The sequence below is a fragment of the Pseudomonas sp. NPDC088368 genome (assembly GCF_044753445.1).
GTDB lineage: Bacteria > Pseudomonadota > Gammaproteobacteria > Pseudomonadales > Pseudomonadaceae > Aquipseudomonas > Aquipseudomonas bambusae.
Genome location: NZ_JBIVNG010000019.1, coordinates 18,828 through 34,317, shown reverse-complemented (window position 1 = coordinate 34,317; position 15,490 = coordinate 18,828). Strand labels below are relative to the sequence as shown.

The window sequence follows — 15,490 nt, the reverse complement described above, 5'->3', positions numbered from 1 at the left end:
CATCGGAATGCCACGTTGGGCCTGATGAACGCGGGACAACTTGTTTACTGACGCTACGCGCCAGATCGCGGGACAAGCCACGCTCCTACCGATCCCCATCCCGCTGAACGTGGTCGCGGGTGCTCGTCCCCGCGTTAAACTGCAACGCCGCCAATCGCGCATACAGCGGGTTGCTGGCGATCAACTCACGGTGCGTGCCCACGGCTACCAGCCTCCCCTGATCCATCACCGCAATCCGGTCAGCGTTCTGCACCGTGGCCAAACGGTGAGCGATGACCAGGGTGGTGCGACCCTTCATCAACGTGGGTAATGCCTGCTGGATCAGATGCTCGCTTTGGGCATCCAGCGCGCTGGTGGCCTCATCGAGCAACAGGATCGGCGCGTCGGCCAGCAACGCACGGGCAATGGCCAGACGTTGACGCTGCCCGCCCGACAACCCCATTCCGCCGTCGCCCAGATGCGTCTGATAGCCCTGCGGCAGCAATTGAATGAATTCGTGGGCATGAGCGATTCGCGCCGCCGCTTCGACCTGTTCGTCGCTGGCGTCGGGATTGCCGTAACGAATGTTGTCCTCGACGCTGCCAAAAAACAGCGCAGGGGTCTGCGAAACCCAGGCAAAACAGCGACGCAGGTCCAACGGATCGAGACGCTCACCCGGCACACCCTCGATCAACACACGCCCCTGCTGCGGGTCATAAAAACGCAGCAACAGGTCGAACAGCGTCGATTTACCCGCCCCCGACGGCCCCACCAACGCCAACGTCTCACCCGATTCAATGGTCAGGCTCAGCCCCTCGACCGCGTTACGCTCAGGCCGGGACGGGTAGGCAAAGCTGACATTTTCCAAGGCCAAATGACCGCTCACGCGCTCCGGCAAGGTCAGCAGATCACTGCTCGGGGGCGTGATTTCGCTGCGGGCCTGCAACAGTTCGGTGATGCGCTCCGCTGCGCCGGCTGCCCGTTGCAACTCGCCGATCACTTCGCTGAGGGTGCCGAACGCGCTGCCGACGATCAGGCTGTAGAACACGAACGCCGCCAGCTCGCCCCCGGTGATTCGCCCGGCGATGACGTCCATGCCGCCGACCCACAGCATCACGGCCACGGCACCGAGCACCAGCACGATGACCAGGGTAATCAGCCACGAACGCTGAAGAATCCGCTTACGCGCCGTCTCGAATGCGCCTTCCGCTGTCTGCGAAAAACGCTGTCGGTCCTGTTCCTGGTGGTTGTAGGCCTGAACCGTCTTGATCTGTCCCAGCGCTTCCGACACGTAACTGCCAACGTCCGCCACCCGGTCCTGGCTTTCCCTCGACAGGCTGCGCACCCGTCGCCCGAAAATCAGGATAGGCGCCAGCACCAACGGCAACGCCACGACCACGATGCTGGTCAGCTTGGGGTTGGTAAAAAACAGCAGGATCACGCCACCGATCACCATCAGGGCATTGCGCAGGAACATCGACAGCGACGAGCCGATGACCGATTGCAGCAACGTCGTGTCGGCGGTGAGGCGTGACTGGATTTCCGAGCTTCGGTTGTTCTCATAGAACCCGGGGTGCAGGCTGACCAAGTGATCGAACACCTGCTTGCGCAGATCGGCCACCACCCGCTCGCCAATCCACGACACCAGATAAAAGCGGGTAAACGTGCCGATGGCCAACGCCACCACCAGCACCATGAACAGCACGATGCTTTCGTTGAGCAATTCCGGCGAGCGGGTCAGAAAACCCTTGTCGACCATCATTTTGATGCCCTGTCCCATCGACAACGTGATGGCGGCGGTGACGATCAGCGCCACCAAGGCGCCAAAGGCCTGCTTGCGATACGGCGAGACCATCCGCAGCGCCAGACGAAGTGCATGCCGCTGACGACCGGAAAACACAGAAGCCATGAAAGTCACCTGTAGGAAAATTCAGGGCAGAGCCTACACCTGCCCTTCTGTGTACGCTCGTCGTGTTTTGCTGAACTCAATCGCGGTCTGCCAGTCAGGATAAGGGAGTCCACGCTGTTAAAGCGCCGCGTTATGACGCTAATCGGGGACGGTTAGAGTGGATTGGTCTAACGGTCGGCTGGCGGTTGACGCCGTCATCTGTTGGACTGAAAGGACGCTTGAAGCGTGCGCGCTTGAAGTGTTCAGGGATGTCATCGCGCGGTCATCGAGCGTGGATAACCTGAAGCGCACCCCCTGATGAGGAGACAGGCCATGAGCTTGCAAAACAGCAGCAATCAAGAACCCGTGGTACGGCCCCAGCCCGAATCTCAACTGGGCGGCGCCATTCTGGACGAGTACGGGAATCAGGTCCTGATTACTGAAGTAATGGTTCAGGCCGCGTGTCAGGAATGCGAAAAGTACTGGGTCAAACCTGAAAAACAAGACTGATGAACAGACTCCCTTGAAACCCGGCCCTCCCGCCGGGTTTTTTCTGTGCGCCTGAACGTCATTTATTGAAGAGCAACATCCCGCAATAAACGGGGTCTTAGCGCTGGTTGCATGTCCCGCGATCCTTCGATTACGTCCTGACCTTAAACCGTCAATTGACGTTATCCAAGGAAGAACGAGATGTCCGCTTCACGCTACGGCTACACCCCACAGGAATTGAACGACGTTTACACCGAACTGGAAAAGAGCCTGTTCGCTGTCCATCGAGACATCGGCGTCGATGATCAGCCCGCCCCGAAAATCCTGATCGTGGCCGGGGTGCAAGGGTCGGGCAAGACCTACATGCTCGACAACACCCTGCTCAAGGACCCGCGCTACGGCAACTACGTGCGGCTCTATACCGAAAGCTTTCGTGAACTGCACCCGCGTTACGCCGAGTTCGCCGACCAAGACGTGACCCGTCGCTACAAACACACCGAGTCGTTCATCTGGGAGCTGGGCAGCCTGATTTTCGCCCATGCGTACAAAAACAAATTCAACATCATCATGGAGACGGCACTGGACACCAAAGCGTTCGCCACCGTCATCACCGGTCCGGAACTGGCGGATTACCAGTTCGACGTGCACCTGATCGGCTGCAAGAAAGACTTCGTGCACCTTTCGACGATCAAGCGCGCCCTGAATGCGCTGGAGAAAGGCAGCCTCGAACGATTTGTCGACATTGCCACCATCGAGACCAGTATCGAAAATGCCGAGGTGATCCTGAACGCCTTCGAAACCGCCTGCATGCGCGTCAGCGGCTCGACGATCAACATGTACGAGCGCGGCTTTGGTGCGTTGAAGAATCGGAAAAAACTGTGCAGCAGCCGGTGCGACAGAATCAATGTGCTGACGCCGCTGGTGTTCACCGACGAAAACGGCGTGGAGGTCACGGTTCAGGAACAGACGCACCGCATCGAGCGCAGCGAGGCCCTGCCGGTGCCATGCAGCTACGCCAGCTTCATTGCGCTGGTGGAAGCGCCCGTCAGTGGCGTCGAGGACCGTCGGGAAGCCTGGCAGGAAGCCTATGCCGCCCTCGCCCGAATGCGCGGGTTCTGGCAGCAGGTCCCCCAGCGTCTTCCGGAGACGCTGTGGGGTTACATCAAGAAATACGTCGAATGAGTCACGCGTCGACTGACTCGGCTCCCAGTGCCTGAATGATCTGCTGCAACGGCGCGGACGGGCCGTTCAGGCTGACACGCAGGCCTTCGATTTCCCGGCGCGGCGGATAGTGTTTGCGCAGGGCGTCGAAGGCCAGTCGCTGGCTGGACGAATCGCCCACCAGGCTGCGACGAAAATCCGCATCGTCGCGGCGCGGGTCGTACACGCCCCGGCACAGCATGTTCAGCGCCCAAGTGGGGTCAGTGTCGGCGTCGAGGGTGACCTGCGCCAGCCAGGGTTTGGGCAGCAAGTCTTGCAGTTCGATAGTCGCTGGCTGGCCCAGGTGCGCGCACAGTGCCTGATAAATCTGCGCCGTGCCGCGTTGACGCCCGTCAAGGCTGTAACCGGCAATGTGCGGGGTGCCGATGACGCACAGGTCCGCCAGCGCCACATCGACCAGTGGCTCTTCTTCCCAGACGTCCAGCACGGCTTGCAGGTCTTCCCGCTCAAGAAGCACTTCACGCAGCGCGGTGTTGTCGACAATCGGGCCGCGGGCGGCGTTGATCAGCCAAGCGCCAGGCCGGAGGGCTTCAAGCCGCGCGCGGTCGAACAGGTGCCAGGTCGGCAGCTCACCGCTTTTATTCAGAGGCGTGTGCAGGCTGATGACGTCGCAGCGGGCGATGATCTCGTCGAGGCTGACGTAATCGCCGCCTTCGGCTGCCTGACGCGGAGGGTCGCAGACCAGCACATTCCAGCCCAGCCCACTCAACACCTTGACCAGACGACCGCCGACCTGCCCTGCGCCGACCACGCCATAGGTGCGCTGGGCGAGGTCAGCTCCTTCGATCTCAGCGAGGGTCAACAGGCTGCCGAGCACGTAATCCACTACGCCACGCGCGTTGCAGCCTGGCGCGCTGGACCACTGAATGCCTGCTTGGTTGAAGTAATCGAGGTCGAGGTGATCGGTGCCGATGGTGCAGGTGCCGACGAAACGAACCGGCGTGCCTTCCAGCAGCTCTCGGGTGACTTTGGTGACTGAGCGCACCAGCAGGATGTCGGCATCGGCCACCGCAGCGCGGTCGAGGGTGCGTCCGGGGTAACGACGGATGTCCCCAAAACCGGAGAAGAAGGCGTCAAGCAGTGGAATGTTTTCGTCGGCAACGATGCGCATGGTCGGGCTCCCTGAGGTGGCGGCAGTGTAGGCGCTGGCGTTCGAGGGGGCCAGCACCGCGCTCACTTCAGGATGCACTCACGCGGATTTCTTGCGGATCCAGTACAGGTAAACGCCGTCGGCGGCCTGCTTCTCGACGAGTTCGTGGTCGAGGAAGACGCAGAACTTGGGGATGTCGCGCTGGGTCGAGGGGTCGGTTGCGATGACCTTGAGCAAACCACCGGCCGGCAGATCGCGCACCTTCTGGTGCAGCATCATCACAGGCTCAGGGCAATTGAGGCCGGACGCGTCGAGGACCGCGTCAACGGCAAGGTTTTCGATGGAATCAGACATGAGGCGCTCCGGAAACTGGCGGGCATTGTCGCTTAAATGAACAGAACCGCCAATCGTCGTTGGTCTTGCTGAAAATGCTGACGTCCTTCATGCCCGAGCCAAGCACAAGACCTGTGGGAGCAGCCGGAGGTTACGACGGCCGCGATAGCGGAGGATCAGGCAACTCCTGCGCCACCGACACACCGTCTTCGCTGCCGTCGTGACCTCCGGCGTCTCCCACAGGGGCTGAGGCATACCCGAAGTTGGCGTAGACCTCGACGGTTCAACGAACGTCATTTACGGAGGTCAACTACGCTGCTGCCTACAGTCTTTGTAGGATTCTGCGACATCTTGGCGGTTGGTGATGCACGACGCAGACCGTATGATCCTTGACATTTTTCCGCAGATTAGAAGCCTATGTCCCTGATAGTTCTACTGCTTCTGCCTTTCATCGGCAGCTGTCTGGCGGCGCTCTTGCCGCACAACGCTCGTAACAGTGAATCCATTCTGGCTGGCCTGATCGCCCTGATCGGCGCGATACAGGTCGCACTCTGGTACCCGCAAATCGCCCACGGCGGGGTCATTCGCGAAGAGTTCTTCTGGCTGCCCAGTCTGGGCCTGAATTTCGTCCTGCGTCTGGACGGATTCGCCTGGCTCTTCTCGATGCTGGTGCTGGGGATCGGCACCCTCGTCTCGCTTTACGCCCGCTATTACATGTCGCCGGACGACCCGGTGCCGCGCTTTTTCTCGTTTTTCCTCGCGTTCATGGGCGCCATGCTCGGGCTGGTGATGTCCGGCAACCTGATTCAGATCGTGTTTTTCTGGGAGCTGACCAGCGTTTTCTCGTTCTTGTTGATCGGCTACTGGCACCATCGCGCCGACGCCCGACGCGGCGCGTACATGGCGCTGATGGTCACGGGCGCGGGCGGGCTGGCGCTGCTGGTGGGGGTCATGCTGCTCGGCCACGTGGTCGGCAGCTACGACCTGGACCGGGTGCTGGCCTCGGGCGATGCGATCCGCGCCCACGCCCTCTACCCCGTTCTGCTGACCCTGATCCTCATCGGCGCCCTCAGCAAAAGCGCGCAATTCCCCTTCCATTTCTGGCTGCCCCACGCCATGGCCGCGCCGACGCCCGTGTCGGCGTACCTGCACTCGGCGACGATGGTGAAAGCCGGGGTGTTCCTGCTGGCGCGGCTGTGGCCAGCGTTGTCCGGCAGCGAACAATGGTTCTGGATCGTCAGCGGGGCGGGGGCCTGCACTCTGGTGATCGGCGCGTATTCGGCGATTTTCCAGACCGACCTCAAGGGCCTGCTGGCTTATTCCACCATCAGCCACCTCGGCCTGATCACCCTGCTGCTGGGCCTCAACAGCCCGCTGGCGGCGGTGGCGGCGGTCTTCCACATCCTCAACCACGCGACCTTCAAGGCCTCGCTGTTCATGGCCGCTGGGATCATCGACCACGAAAGCGGCACACGCGACATTCGCAAACTCAGCGGCCTGATCAAACTCATGCCCTACACCGCGACCCTGGCCATGGTCGCCAGCGCCGCCATGGCCGGGGTGCCGCTGCTCAACGGCTTCCTCTCGAAAGAAATGTTCTTCGCCGAAACCGTGTTCATCACCTCCACCGCCTGGGTCGAAACCGCGCTGCCGGTGATCGCGACGATAGCCGGGACCTTCAGCGTCGCCTATTCCCTGCGTTTCACGGTGGATGTGTTCTTCGGCCCGAAAGCCACCGACCTGCCCCACACGCCCCATGAACCGCCGCGCTGGATGCGGGTGCCCGTGGAGTTGCTGGTGCTGGCCTGCCTGATCGTCGGCATTTTTCCCGCCTTGTCGGTCGGCCCCTTGCTGGCGGCTGCCGCGCAACCCGTGGTCGGCGGCACGTTGCCCGAATACAGCCTCGCCATCTGGCACGGCTGGAACGCCCCGATGATCATGAGCCTGATCGCCATGGCGGCGGGCATCGTTCTCTATCTTTTCCTGCGTCCGCACTTCAAGCGCGACCGTTTCAAACGCACTCCGCTGATCGGGCGCCTGAACGGCAAGCGGCTGTTCGAAGCGGTGCTGATCACCAAATTGCGCGTCGCCCGCGCGCTGGAAGAGCTGCTGACCACACGGCGCCTGCAAGCCCAGCTGTTCTTGATGGTGTTCGTGGCATTGGTCGCGGGCTTCGTGCCGATGTACGAGAGCGGGCTGACTTGGGGTGACCGTCCTAAAATTCCGGGCTCCGGCGTGTTCGTCATGCTCTGGTTGATCGCCATCGCCTGCGCCCTCGGGGCTGCGTGGCAAGCCAAGTACCACCGACTGGCGGCCGTGACCATGGTCGGCGTCTGCGGTTTGATGACGTGTGTGACCTTCGTCTGGTTCTCGGCGCCCGACCTGGCCCTGACCCAACTGGCCGTGGAAGTGGTCACCACCGTCCTGATCCTGCTCGGCCTGCGCTGGCTGCCGCGCCGGAACGAAAACGTCGCCCCGCCCACTCGCTCACGCAATCGCGCGCGGGTTCGCCGGGTGCGCGACTTTATCCTCGCCGTGGCGGTGGGCGGCGGCATGGCGTTGCTGTCCTACGCGATGCTGACCCGCCCCACGCCGAACGCGATTTCCGAGTTCTACTTGAGCCGGGCGCTGAGCCAGGGCGGCGGCACCAACGCCGTGAACGTGATGCTGGTGGATTTCCGGGGCTTCGACACCTTCGGCGAAATCACCGTGCTGGCCGTGGTCGCACTGACGGTGTTCGCACTGCTGCGCCGTTTCCGTCCGCCGAAAGAAAGCATTGCCTTGCCCGCGCAACAACGTCTGCTGGCGCGGGACGTGGTTACCGATCTGGTCAACCCGCGTCATGCCAAGGACACCGCGCTCGGCTTCATGATGGTGCCCGCCGTGCTGGTGCGCCTGCTGTTGCCGGTGGCGTTCGTGGTCTCGATGTACTTGTTCATGCGCGGCCACAACCAGCCGGGTGGCGGGTTCGTCGCTGGGCTGGTGATGTCGGTGGCCTTCATTCTTCAGTACATGGTCGCGGGCACGCAGTGGGTCGAAGCGCACATGAGCCTGCGCCCGCTGCGCTGGATGGGCACAGGATTGATCTTCGCCCTGGCGACCGGGCTGGGGTCGATGGCCCTGGGTTACCCGTTCATGACCACCCACACCGCGCATCTGCACATGCCGCTCCTCGGTGACCTGCATGTGGCGAGTGCGCTGTTCTTCGACATCGGCGTATACGCCGTGGTCGTCGGTTCGACGCTGCTGATCCTCACCGCGCTGGCCCACCAATCGGTGCGCAGCCATCGCCCCACGTCGTTGCCGCAGCCCATCGAGCCTGCCCCGGCCGTGCCGACAAGCCCCGCCACCTCACAAGGAGCCCTGTGATGGAAGAAGTCATCGCGATTGCCATTGGCGTGCTGGCGGCGTCCGGCGTGTGGCTGATCCTGCGCCCACGGACCTTTCAAGTGGTCATGGGCCTGTGCCTGCTGTCCTACGGCGTCAACCTGTTCATCTTCAGCATGGGCAGCCTGTTCATCGGCAAGGAGCCGATCATCAAGGACGGCGTGCCTCAGGACTTGCTCAACTACACCGACCCGCTGCCTCAGGCGCTGGTGCTCACCGCCATCGTCATCAGCTTCGCCATGACCGCGCTGTTTCTGGTGGTGTTGCTGGCCTCTCGCGGCCTGACCGGCAACGACCACGTCGACGGCCGGGAGGGCAGCGAATGAGCTTGATGAACCAACTGATCATCGCGCCGATCCTGCTGCCGGTGCTGACCGCCGCGTTGATGTTGTGGATCGGCGAGAAGCGTCGCCCGATCAAGGCCGCGATCAACGTGCTGTCCACGGCGCTGGGGCTGGGCATCTCGATCACGCTGATGATGTGGGTGCAGAAGACCGGGACCACCGGTTCGATTGGCGTGTATCTGCCGGGCAACTGGGAATCCCCCTTCGGCATCGTGCTGGTGGTCGATCACTTGTCGGCCCTGATGCTGGTGCTGACCGGCATCGTCGCCTTCTGCGCGCTGCTGTTCGCGCTGGCCCGGTGGGACCGGGCGGGGGCAAGTTTTCATGCGCTGTTTCAGATTCAACTGATGGGCCTCTATGGCGCGTTCCTCACGGCCGATCTGTTCAACCTGTTCGTGTTTTTCGAGGTGCTGCTGGCCGCGTCGTATGGCCTGATGCTCCACGGCTCGGGACGTGCGCGGGTGTCGGCGGGGCTGCATTACATCACCATCAACCTGCTGGCCTCGTCGCTGTTTCTGATCGGCGCCGCGCTGATTTACGGCGTCACCGGCACCCTGAATCTGGCCGACCTCGCGGTCAAAATCCCACAAGTCTCCGAGGCTGATCTGGGCCTGCTGCACGCTGGGGCCGCGATTCTGGCGGTCGCGTTTCTGGCCAAGGCCGGCATGTGGCCGCTGAACTTCTGGCTGGTTCCGGCCTATTCCGCCGCCAGTGCGCCGGTGGCGGCGCTCTTCGCACTGATGACCAAGGTCGGCGCCTACACCCTGCTGCGCCTGTGGACGCTGCTGTTCTCGGGCCAAGCCGGCGCGTCGGCGTTCTTCGGCGGCGACTGGCTGATCTGGGGCGGCATGGCGACGTTGGCCGTGGCGGCCGTTTCCATCGTCGCGGCCCAGCGGCTGGAGCGCATGGCCAGCCTGAGCATTCTGGTGTCGGCGGGGATTCTGCTGTCGGCCATCGGCTTCGGTCAGCCGAGCCTGACGGCGGGCGCGCTGTTCTACCTGGTCAGTTCGACCCTGGCGCTGAGCGCGCTGTTCCTGCTCGCCGAACTGGTGGAGCGTTCGCGTTCGGCCAATGAGATTCCGCTGGAAGACGACGCCGATCAACTGCCTAAAGCCATGGAATCGCTGCACCCACTACCGGGCACCAACCTTGATGACGAACAGAAGGCCGTGGTCGGTCAGGTGATCCCGTGGACCATGGCGTTTCTGGGCCTGAGTTTCATCGCCTGCGCCTTGTTGATCATCGGCATGCCGCCGCTGTCGGGGTTCCTCGGCAAACTGACGCTGATCAGCGCCCTGCTCAACCCCCTGGGGCAGGATGTGGCAAAAGACGAAGCCATTCGTGGCGCCAGTTGGGCGTTGGTCTCGCTGCTGATCGTCTCGGGGCTGGCTTCGCTGTTCGCTTTCGTGCGCGTGGGCATGAAGCGGTTCTGGACCGCGCAGGACCGTCCTTCTCCCGCGCTGCGCCGCAATGAATGCATGCCCATCGCGCTGTTGCTCGGCGCGTGCATCGTGCTGACGTTCAAGGCTCAGGGCCTGTTGCATTACACCCAGGACACCGCCCAGGCGCTGCATGATCCGCAGCAGTACGTGCTGTCGGTGATGGCCGCCAGACCGGTGCCCTCCCCGAGCACCGCCAGCACGGAGGTACAGCCATGAGCCGCGTGTTTCCTGCCCCGCTCTTGTCGCTGGCATTATGGGCGCTGTGGTTGCTGCTCAACCTGTCGCTGAGCGCGGGCAATCTGTTGCTCGGCGCGTTATTCGGGTTCTTTGCGCCAATCCTGTTCGCGCCGTTGCGCCCGCAGCCTGCGCGGATTCGCCGACCGGGCGTGGCGCTGAAGCTGTTCGTTCTGGTGGGACGTGACGTGCTGGTGTCGAACCTGACCGTGGCGTGGGGCGTGCTGCGCGCTCGCCAAAAGCCGCCACGCTCGGCCTTCGTCAAAGTGCCGCTCGACCTGCACGACGCCCACGGGCTGGCCGCGCTGTCGATGATCTGCACTGTGGTACCGGGGACGGTCTGGTCAGAATTGGCGCTCGATCGCAGCGCGTTGTTGATGCACGTCTTCGACCTGGATGACGAGGCGCGCTTCATCGAACACTTCAAGACCACCTACGAACGCCCGTTGATGGAGATTTTTCAATGAGCCCGCTGCTGACCAACGCGATCCTGTTCAGCCTGTCGCTGTTCACGGTGGCGATGATCCTCACCCTCATCCGCCTGTTCAAAGGCCCTTCGGCGCAGGACCGGGTATTGGCGCTGGATTACCTTTACCTGCTGGCGATGCTGATGATGTTGGTGCTGGGGATTCGGTATGCCAGCGACACCTATTTCGAGGCGGCGCTGTTGATTGCGCTGTTCGGTTTTGTCGGGTCGTTCGCGCTGGCGAAATTCTTGCTGCGCGGTGAGGTGATCGAATGAATTCGTTGCAGGTGTTGCCGTTTTGGGTGGAGGTGCTGACGGCGCTGTTATTGGTCGCGAGCAGCGTGTTCGCGCTGATCGGAGCGTTGGGGCTGGTGCGAATGAAAGACTTCTTCCAGCGCATGCACCCTCCCGCACTCGCCTCGACCATTGGCGCGTGGTGCGTGGCGTTGGCGTCGATCGTCTATTTCTCGGCACTGAAAGAAGGGCCGGTGTTGCACGCCTGGCTGATCCCGATTCTGCTGGCGATCACCGTGCCGGTGACAACGCTGCTACTGGCGCGCACCGGGCTGTTTCGTAAGCGCATGGCCGGAGATGCTGACGTCCCGCCGGAAGTGTCCGAAGGCCAACACGAAGGGCGCTGACTTCCGTATTCGCATGCCTGAGCAGTCTGTGGGAGCGAATTTATTCGCGAATGAGGCTCAGGCGATGAAGATGTATTGGCTGTACTGGCCTTCGCGAATGAATTCGCTCCCACAGTGAGGACCGTGTACAGCGCGGACCCTGTGGGAGACGCCGGAGGTTACGACGGCAGCGAAGCGGGCCTGCGCCTATCGCGCCAATTTGCCGCACCCCGTTCATCGCCTCACTTCTGTTAAATTTCCCGCCATGAAACTGGCCCGCTCTGACCGACACCTGATCGCATGGATGCTTTACTGCTGCGTCCTGTTCAATGTGTTCGCCTGCAGCATCGGTCATGGCCAGATGGTCGGCATGCAACTCAACGGTATCGGCGGAGAATTCTGCTCCACCGATGGCCGGGCGCTGAAAACCGTCGAGGCATTCAAACCGGGTGATCAAAAGCTCCCGACGCTGTCTGCGGCGTTCGGTTGCCCTTTATGTTCCACCGGCGGCATGGGCCCGGCGCTGAACTCCAGCCTGACCCTCGCCATCCTCCCCGAGCAACACAGCCCACCACCTGCGGTTGTCGCGTCTTACGAAATCCCCTCCGCTTTCCATTGGCCCACCGCCAATCCCCGCGCGCCGCCCTTCGCCTGATCTGATTTCAGCCCCTTGATTTTCCCGTGTTTCGGATCGCCGTTTCCGTGGCCGGTGCACGTCCGCCGCGAACACGCGCCGAAGACTCGGGATTCGCTCGCCCTCATTTCAGGTTTTAACCATGAAACGCATTCCCCTGCTCGCCGGTTTGATCGGCAGCCTGTCTCCACTCGCCTATGCGCAATCGGCCATCGATCTGGCACCCGTCACGATCAACGATGAACACCTCACCGACCCTGCCGGCCTTGACCTCGAACAACAGGCCGCCAGCGCCACCCACCTCGGCCTGAGCCTGCGCGAAACACCCGCCTCCATCGCCGTCGCCAATCGCTCGGACATCGAACGCCGAGGCGCGCAAAACTTTCAGGACGCCGCCAACGCCCTGCCCGGCGTCAACGCCAGCGCGCCGCCCGGCTTCGGGGGGTTCATTTCCTATCGTGGTTTCACCAGCAGCCAGGTGACGCAGATGTTCAACGGCATCAACATCGCCACCGGCCTGGCACGCCCGGTCAACAGCTGGATCTACGACCGCGTCGAACTGCTCGGCGGCCCGTCTTCCGTGATGAACGGCGCGGGCTCGGTGGGCGGCTCACTGAACTACGTCACCAAACTGGCCAATCGCGAGGAACAGGCCGCCGAGGGGCGCATCAGCTACGGGAGTTTCGACACCACCCAAACCGCGTTCGGCGTGAACCACGCGCTTAGCGACCCCACCTCGGACATTCAGCACTACGCCCGTCTGGACGTCAGCCACACGACGAGCAACGGCTACATCGACCGCCAGGAAAACGATGCCTGGAACGTCGCTTTTTCCCTGCTCAGCGACATCACGCCGAACCTGTCCCACACCCTGGCGCTGGAATATCAGGACGAGCACGAAGACAGCCCCTATTGGGGCACGCCGGTGCTCAACCCCAAGGCGGGGAAATTGAAGATCGACAAGCACGACCGCTTTCGCAATTACAACGTCGACGACGGGCTGTACGAACAGCGCACGAAGTGGATTCGCTCGATCATCGATTACCGCATTGATGACGCCACGACCTTGCGCAACACGCTCTATCACCTCGACAGCCAGCGCGATTACCGAAACCTGGAGACCTACCAGTACAGCGCCGACAACAGCGCGATCAATCGCTCCACCGCCTACCTCGTGCGCCACGAAGGCACGCAAGGCGGCGATCAGTTCGAGTTGCGTCACGACAGCCATCTGCTGGGCATGGCCACGACCTGGGCGGGGGGCTTCGAGTACAAGGTCAACAGCACCACCAGCAACCCGTGGAATGTCCCGGCGAACAACACCGTGAATCCGGACGCGTTCGACCCCGGCCACTTTTACGACTTGCCCGGCACGCGGCAGGGGTTCGTCAAGGACAAGACCAACGAGGTGACGACCAAAGCGGTCTTCGTGGAGAACCATTTGGCGCTGAATGAACAATGGTCGTTGGTGACCGGCCTGCGCTACGACGACATCGACCTGGACGTGACCAACCACCGCGTGGTGACCGCCAGCAACCCGCGTCACCTGCGTCGCGACTGGCAACCCGTCACCGGGCGCACGGGCCTGACCTGGCAGTTCGTGCCCAGCGCCAACGTCTACGTGCAATACAGCACCGCCGCCGAGCAACCCGGCGGGACGCAGAATTTCGATGTGTCCACGGGCAAGCAGTGGGAAATCGGCAGCAAGTTCGACTACTTGCAAGGCCGGGGTTCGGCGACAGTTGCCGCCTACACGATCGAGCGCAAGGACTTCGCGGTGACCGACCCGCAAGACCCGACCAACACGATTCCCGTGGGCCAGCAGTCGTCGCATGGCCTCGAACTGGCGAGCGCGCTACGGATCACGCCGGCTCTACTCCTCGAAGGCAACATTGCCTGGGTCGACGCGCAGTACGACGACTTCAGTGAGAAGAACGCCGCCGGGGTGGTGGTCTCCCGCAAGGGCAACACACCGACCAACGTGCCGGACCGGGTCGGCAATCTGTGGCTGACCTACGACTTCACCCCTCGCTGGCAAGGCGGCGTCGATGCGCGCTACGTAGCGTCGGTGTATGCCGACAATGCCAATACGCAGACGGTGCCGTCCTACACGCTTTATGGCAGCTTCCTGACCTTCAAGGTGGACTCACACACGTCGATCACCGGCCGCGTCCGCAACCTCACCGATGAGCTGTATGCGCGCTTCGCCCATGTGTCACCGGCGTATTACCTGGGAGAACCGCGAACGTTCGAACTGGCCGTGCAGACTCGTTTCTGACGCGAAAAAGGTTTAGGGTCAGCGAGTCACTCGCTGGCCTTGAACACCAGTTCGCCCTTGCGCCACTTGGCCGCTTTAGCCGTGGCGGCTTTCAAGACTTTGCTCAGGCCCAGTTGAATCTGTTCATGGGCCGCGAACACCATGAACACCGTGTGGGATTCCTTGAACACAATGCCGTGACCTTCGGGCACTTCGACGAAGGCATACTCGCCCAGACCATAGACGGTCATCTTGATTTCACGAAAACGGAGTTCGAACTTGCCACCTTCACGGCTCGGCAATACGGCAGCACGAAAGTGATCGCCCACCTTGAGCTCCAGACGCGGTTTGTCATCGACGACCAGCGCAGCCTCGGTGTCGATTTCGGACATGTAGATGCCCTCGGGAGACTGCTCGATGACATAAACGAAACGTGCCTGGAACAGCTTCACCAACTTCGCGCGCAAATCGCCAAGCACGAATAACGCATGGGTATCCAGATTACTTACTGCCAATGTACAAACTCCCAACCTGATATGAACTTGCCCGGCAACTGGCCAGGCAAGGGTAACGACGAGGAAAACGATGCGTCCCGGGTGCCGGACGCTGGCACGCGCCAGGATTCTACCGGCTGAGAGTCTATACGGGATATATGCCTTTCGTCCGTAATGTAGCCGTTTTTGTACACGAATGTTCGCATGCGGCTGTGTCCAATTGCCGAGACATCACGCGGGGCGCGGGCTGAATCGTTCAGGCAGATGCGTCGAACTCTTGCTCACCTCTCGCACTCACATGCAACACAGGTGACGAACTGACCACGCTCATCACGACTGCAGCCTTCAAGGGAGACACCATGGAACTCACGACACCGACACTTGCGACCCTGTTCGAACAACTGGGGCTGGACGCCGATCCGGCCAGCATTGACGCTTTTATCAGCCAACACGCCCTGCCGGATGACGTGAAGCTGATCGATGCCGACTTCTGGACCCCGCAACAGGCACGGTTTTTAAAAGAAGAACTGCGAGTGGATGCCGAGTGGGCGCCGGTCGTGGATGAACTGAACGAGCGGCTGCACCCGAAAAAATGACACTGCCGGACGGTAC

The 15,490-nt window shown here is 62.0% G+C and carries 15 protein-coding genes; 11 read left to right on the top strand and 4 right to left on the bottom strand.

Annotated features, from left to right (window positions below):
- Positions 1 to 85: 85 nt before the first annotated feature.
- Positions 86 to 1,888: an ABC transporter transmembrane domain-containing protein gene (locus ACIQAL_RS30175; protein WP_401152055.1), complete on the bottom strand. Its 1,803-nt coding sequence runs from the start codon at positions 1,886 to 1,888 to the stop codon at positions 86 to 88.
- 312 nt (positions 1,889 to 2,200) lie between these two features.
- On the opposite strand from ACIQAL_RS30175, the gene ACIQAL_RS30170 reads away from it, so the two are divergent.
- Together ACIQAL_RS30170 and ACIQAL_RS30165 are read left to right on the top strand one after the other, a co-directional pair.
- Entirely contained in the window at positions 2,201 to 2,377 is a 177-nt protein-coding gene (locus ACIQAL_RS30170) for a PA1571 family protein (RefSeq protein ID WP_401152052.1), read from the top strand.
- A 180-nt stretch (positions 2,378 to 2,557) separates the two neighbouring features.
- A complete protein-coding gene (locus ACIQAL_RS30165; protein ID WP_401152050.1) occupies positions 2,558 to 3,538 on the top strand; it encodes a zeta toxin family protein in 981 nt (326 codons plus the stop codon).
- A 1-nt stretch (position 3,539) separates the two neighbouring features.
- Here the strand turns inward: ACIQAL_RS30165 and pdxB are convergent, their stop codons facing one another.
- On the bottom strand, positions 3,540 to 4,688 hold the full coding sequence (gene pdxB / locus ACIQAL_RS30160) for a 4-phosphoerythronate dehydrogenase PdxB (RefSeq protein ID WP_401152047.1): 1,149 nt from the start codon (positions 4,686 to 4,688) through the stop codon (positions 3,540 to 3,542).
- Positions 4,689 to 4,766: 78 nt separating this feature from the next.
- A complete protein-coding gene (gene tusA / locus ACIQAL_RS30155) occupies positions 4,767 to 5,021 on the bottom strand; it encodes a sulfurtransferase TusA (RefSeq protein WP_401152045.1) in 255 nt (84 codons plus the stop codon).
- 396 nt (positions 5,022 to 5,417) lie between these two features.
- Between tusA and ACIQAL_RS30150 the strand changes: the two genes are divergently transcribed.
- The 8 genes from ACIQAL_RS30150 to ACIQAL_RS30115 all read left to right on the top strand — a co-directional run bounded on the left by ACIQAL_RS30150 (position 5,418) and on the right by ACIQAL_RS30115 (position 14,405).
- On the top strand, positions 5,418 to 8,369 hold the full coding sequence (locus ACIQAL_RS30150; protein WP_401152043.1) for a monovalent cation/H+ antiporter subunit A: 2,952 nt from the start codon (positions 5,418 to 5,420) through the stop codon (positions 8,367 to 8,369).
- Positions 8,369 to 8,713: a Na+/H+ antiporter subunit C gene (locus tag ACIQAL_RS30145; RefSeq protein ID WP_108237088.1), complete on the top strand. Its 345-nt coding sequence runs from the start codon at positions 8,369 to 8,371 to the stop codon at positions 8,711 to 8,713. The genes ACIQAL_RS30150 and ACIQAL_RS30145 overlap by 1 nt, the downstream gene beginning before the upstream one ends.
- On the top strand, positions 8,710 to 10,389 hold the full coding sequence (locus ACIQAL_RS30140; protein WP_401152040.1) for a monovalent cation/H+ antiporter subunit D: 1,680 nt from the start codon (positions 8,710 to 8,712) through the stop codon (positions 10,387 to 10,389). The genes ACIQAL_RS30145 and ACIQAL_RS30140 overlap by 4 nt, the downstream gene beginning before the upstream one ends.
- The gene (locus tag ACIQAL_RS30135; RefSeq protein WP_401152037.1) at positions 10,386 to 10,874 is read left to right on the top strand and encodes a Na+/H+ antiporter subunit E; all 489 of its coding nucleotides are present in this window, start codon (positions 10,386 to 10,388) and stop codon (positions 10,872 to 10,874) included. Before ACIQAL_RS30140 ends, ACIQAL_RS30135 begins: the two co-directional genes overlap by 4 nt.
- Complete coding sequence (locus tag ACIQAL_RS30130) at positions 10,871 to 11,149, top strand: K+/H+ antiporter subunit F (protein ID WP_166597937.1); 279 nt, start codon at positions 10,871 to 10,873, stop codon at positions 11,147 to 11,149. The genes ACIQAL_RS30135 and ACIQAL_RS30130 overlap by 4 nt, the downstream gene beginning before the upstream one ends.
- A complete protein-coding gene (locus tag ACIQAL_RS30125; protein ID WP_401152034.1) occupies positions 11,146 to 11,514 on the top strand; it encodes a Na+/H+ antiporter subunit G in 369 nt (122 codons plus the stop codon). The genes ACIQAL_RS30130 and ACIQAL_RS30125 overlap by 4 nt, the downstream gene beginning before the upstream one ends.
- A 244-nt stretch (positions 11,515 to 11,758) precedes the next feature.
- Positions 11,759 to 12,148, top strand: a complete 390-nt coding sequence (locus ACIQAL_RS30120; protein ID WP_401152031.1) for a DUF2946 domain-containing protein — start codon at positions 11,759 to 11,761, stop codon at positions 12,146 to 12,148.
- Positions 12,149 to 12,269: 121 nt separating this feature from the next.
- Positions 12,270 to 14,405: a TonB-dependent receptor gene (locus tag ACIQAL_RS30115; RefSeq protein WP_401152028.1), complete on the top strand. Its 2,136-nt coding sequence runs from the start codon at positions 12,270 to 12,272 to the stop codon at positions 14,403 to 14,405.
- A gap of 26 nt (positions 14,406 to 14,431) precedes the next feature.
- Here ACIQAL_RS30115 and ACIQAL_RS30110 read toward each other — a convergent pair whose 3' ends face one another.
- Entirely contained in the window at positions 14,432 to 14,899 is a 468-nt protein-coding gene (locus ACIQAL_RS30110; RefSeq protein ID WP_401152025.1) for a hypothetical protein, read from the bottom strand.
- Positions 14,900 to 15,237: 338 nt separating this feature from the next.
- Between ACIQAL_RS30110 and ACIQAL_RS30105 the strand changes: the two genes are divergently transcribed.
- Positions 15,238 to 15,474, top strand: a complete 237-nt coding sequence (locus ACIQAL_RS30105; RefSeq protein WP_401152022.1) for a DUF2789 domain-containing protein — start codon at positions 15,238 to 15,240, stop codon at positions 15,472 to 15,474.
- Positions 15,475 to 15,490: the final 16 nt, after the last annotated feature.

Bases quoted from the DNA above. Each gene is read 5' to 3' on its own strand.
- ACIQAL_RS30150 (WP_401152043.1), top strand. From the start codon at position 5,418: ATGTCCCTGATAGTTCTACTGCTTCTGCCTTTCATCGGCAGCTGTCTG.
- ACIQAL_RS30135 (WP_401152037.1), top strand. From the start codon at position 10,386: ATGAGCCGCGTGTTTCCTGCCCCGCTCTTGTCGCTGGCATTATGGGCG.
- ACIQAL_RS30170 (WP_401152052.1), top strand. From the start codon at position 2,201: ATGAGCTTGCAAAACAGCAGCAATCAAGAACCCGTGGTACGGCCCCAG.
- ACIQAL_RS30105 (WP_401152022.1), top strand. From the start codon at position 15,238: ATGGAACTCACGACACCGACACTTGCGACCCTGTTCGAACAACTGGGG.
- ACIQAL_RS30145 (WP_108237088.1), top strand. From the start codon at position 8,369: ATGGAAGAAGTCATCGCGATTGCCATTGGCGTGCTGGCGGCGTCCGGC.
- ACIQAL_RS30130 (WP_166597937.1), top strand. From the start codon at position 10,871: ATGAGCCCGCTGCTGACCAACGCGATCCTGTTCAGCCTGTCGCTGTTC.
- ACIQAL_RS30165 (WP_401152050.1), top strand. From the start codon at position 2,558: ATGTCCGCTTCACGCTACGGCTACACCCCACAGGAATTGAACGACGTT.
- ACIQAL_RS30125 (WP_401152034.1), top strand. From the start codon at position 11,146: ATGAATTCGTTGCAGGTGTTGCCGTTTTGGGTGGAGGTGCTGACGGCG.
- ACIQAL_RS30140 (WP_401152040.1), top strand. From the start codon at position 8,710: ATGAGCTTGATGAACCAACTGATCATCGCGCCGATCCTGCTGCCGGTG.
- pdxB (WP_401152047.1), bottom strand. From the start codon at position 4,688: ATGCGCATCGTTGCCGACGAAAACATTCCACTGCTTGACGCCTTCTTC.
- ACIQAL_RS30175 (WP_401152055.1), bottom strand. From the start codon at position 1,888: ATGGCTTCTGTGTTTTCCGGTCGTCAGCGGCATGCACTTCGTCTGGCG.
- tusA (WP_401152045.1), bottom strand. From the start codon at position 5,021: ATGTCTGATTCCATCGAAAACCTTGCCGTTGACGCGGTCCTCGACGCG.
- ACIQAL_RS30115 (WP_401152028.1), top strand. From the start codon at position 12,270: ATGAAACGCATTCCCCTGCTCGCCGGTTTGATCGGCAGCCTGTCTCCA.
- ACIQAL_RS30120 (WP_401152031.1), top strand. From the start codon at position 11,759: ATGAAACTGGCCCGCTCTGACCGACACCTGATCGCATGGATGCTTTAC.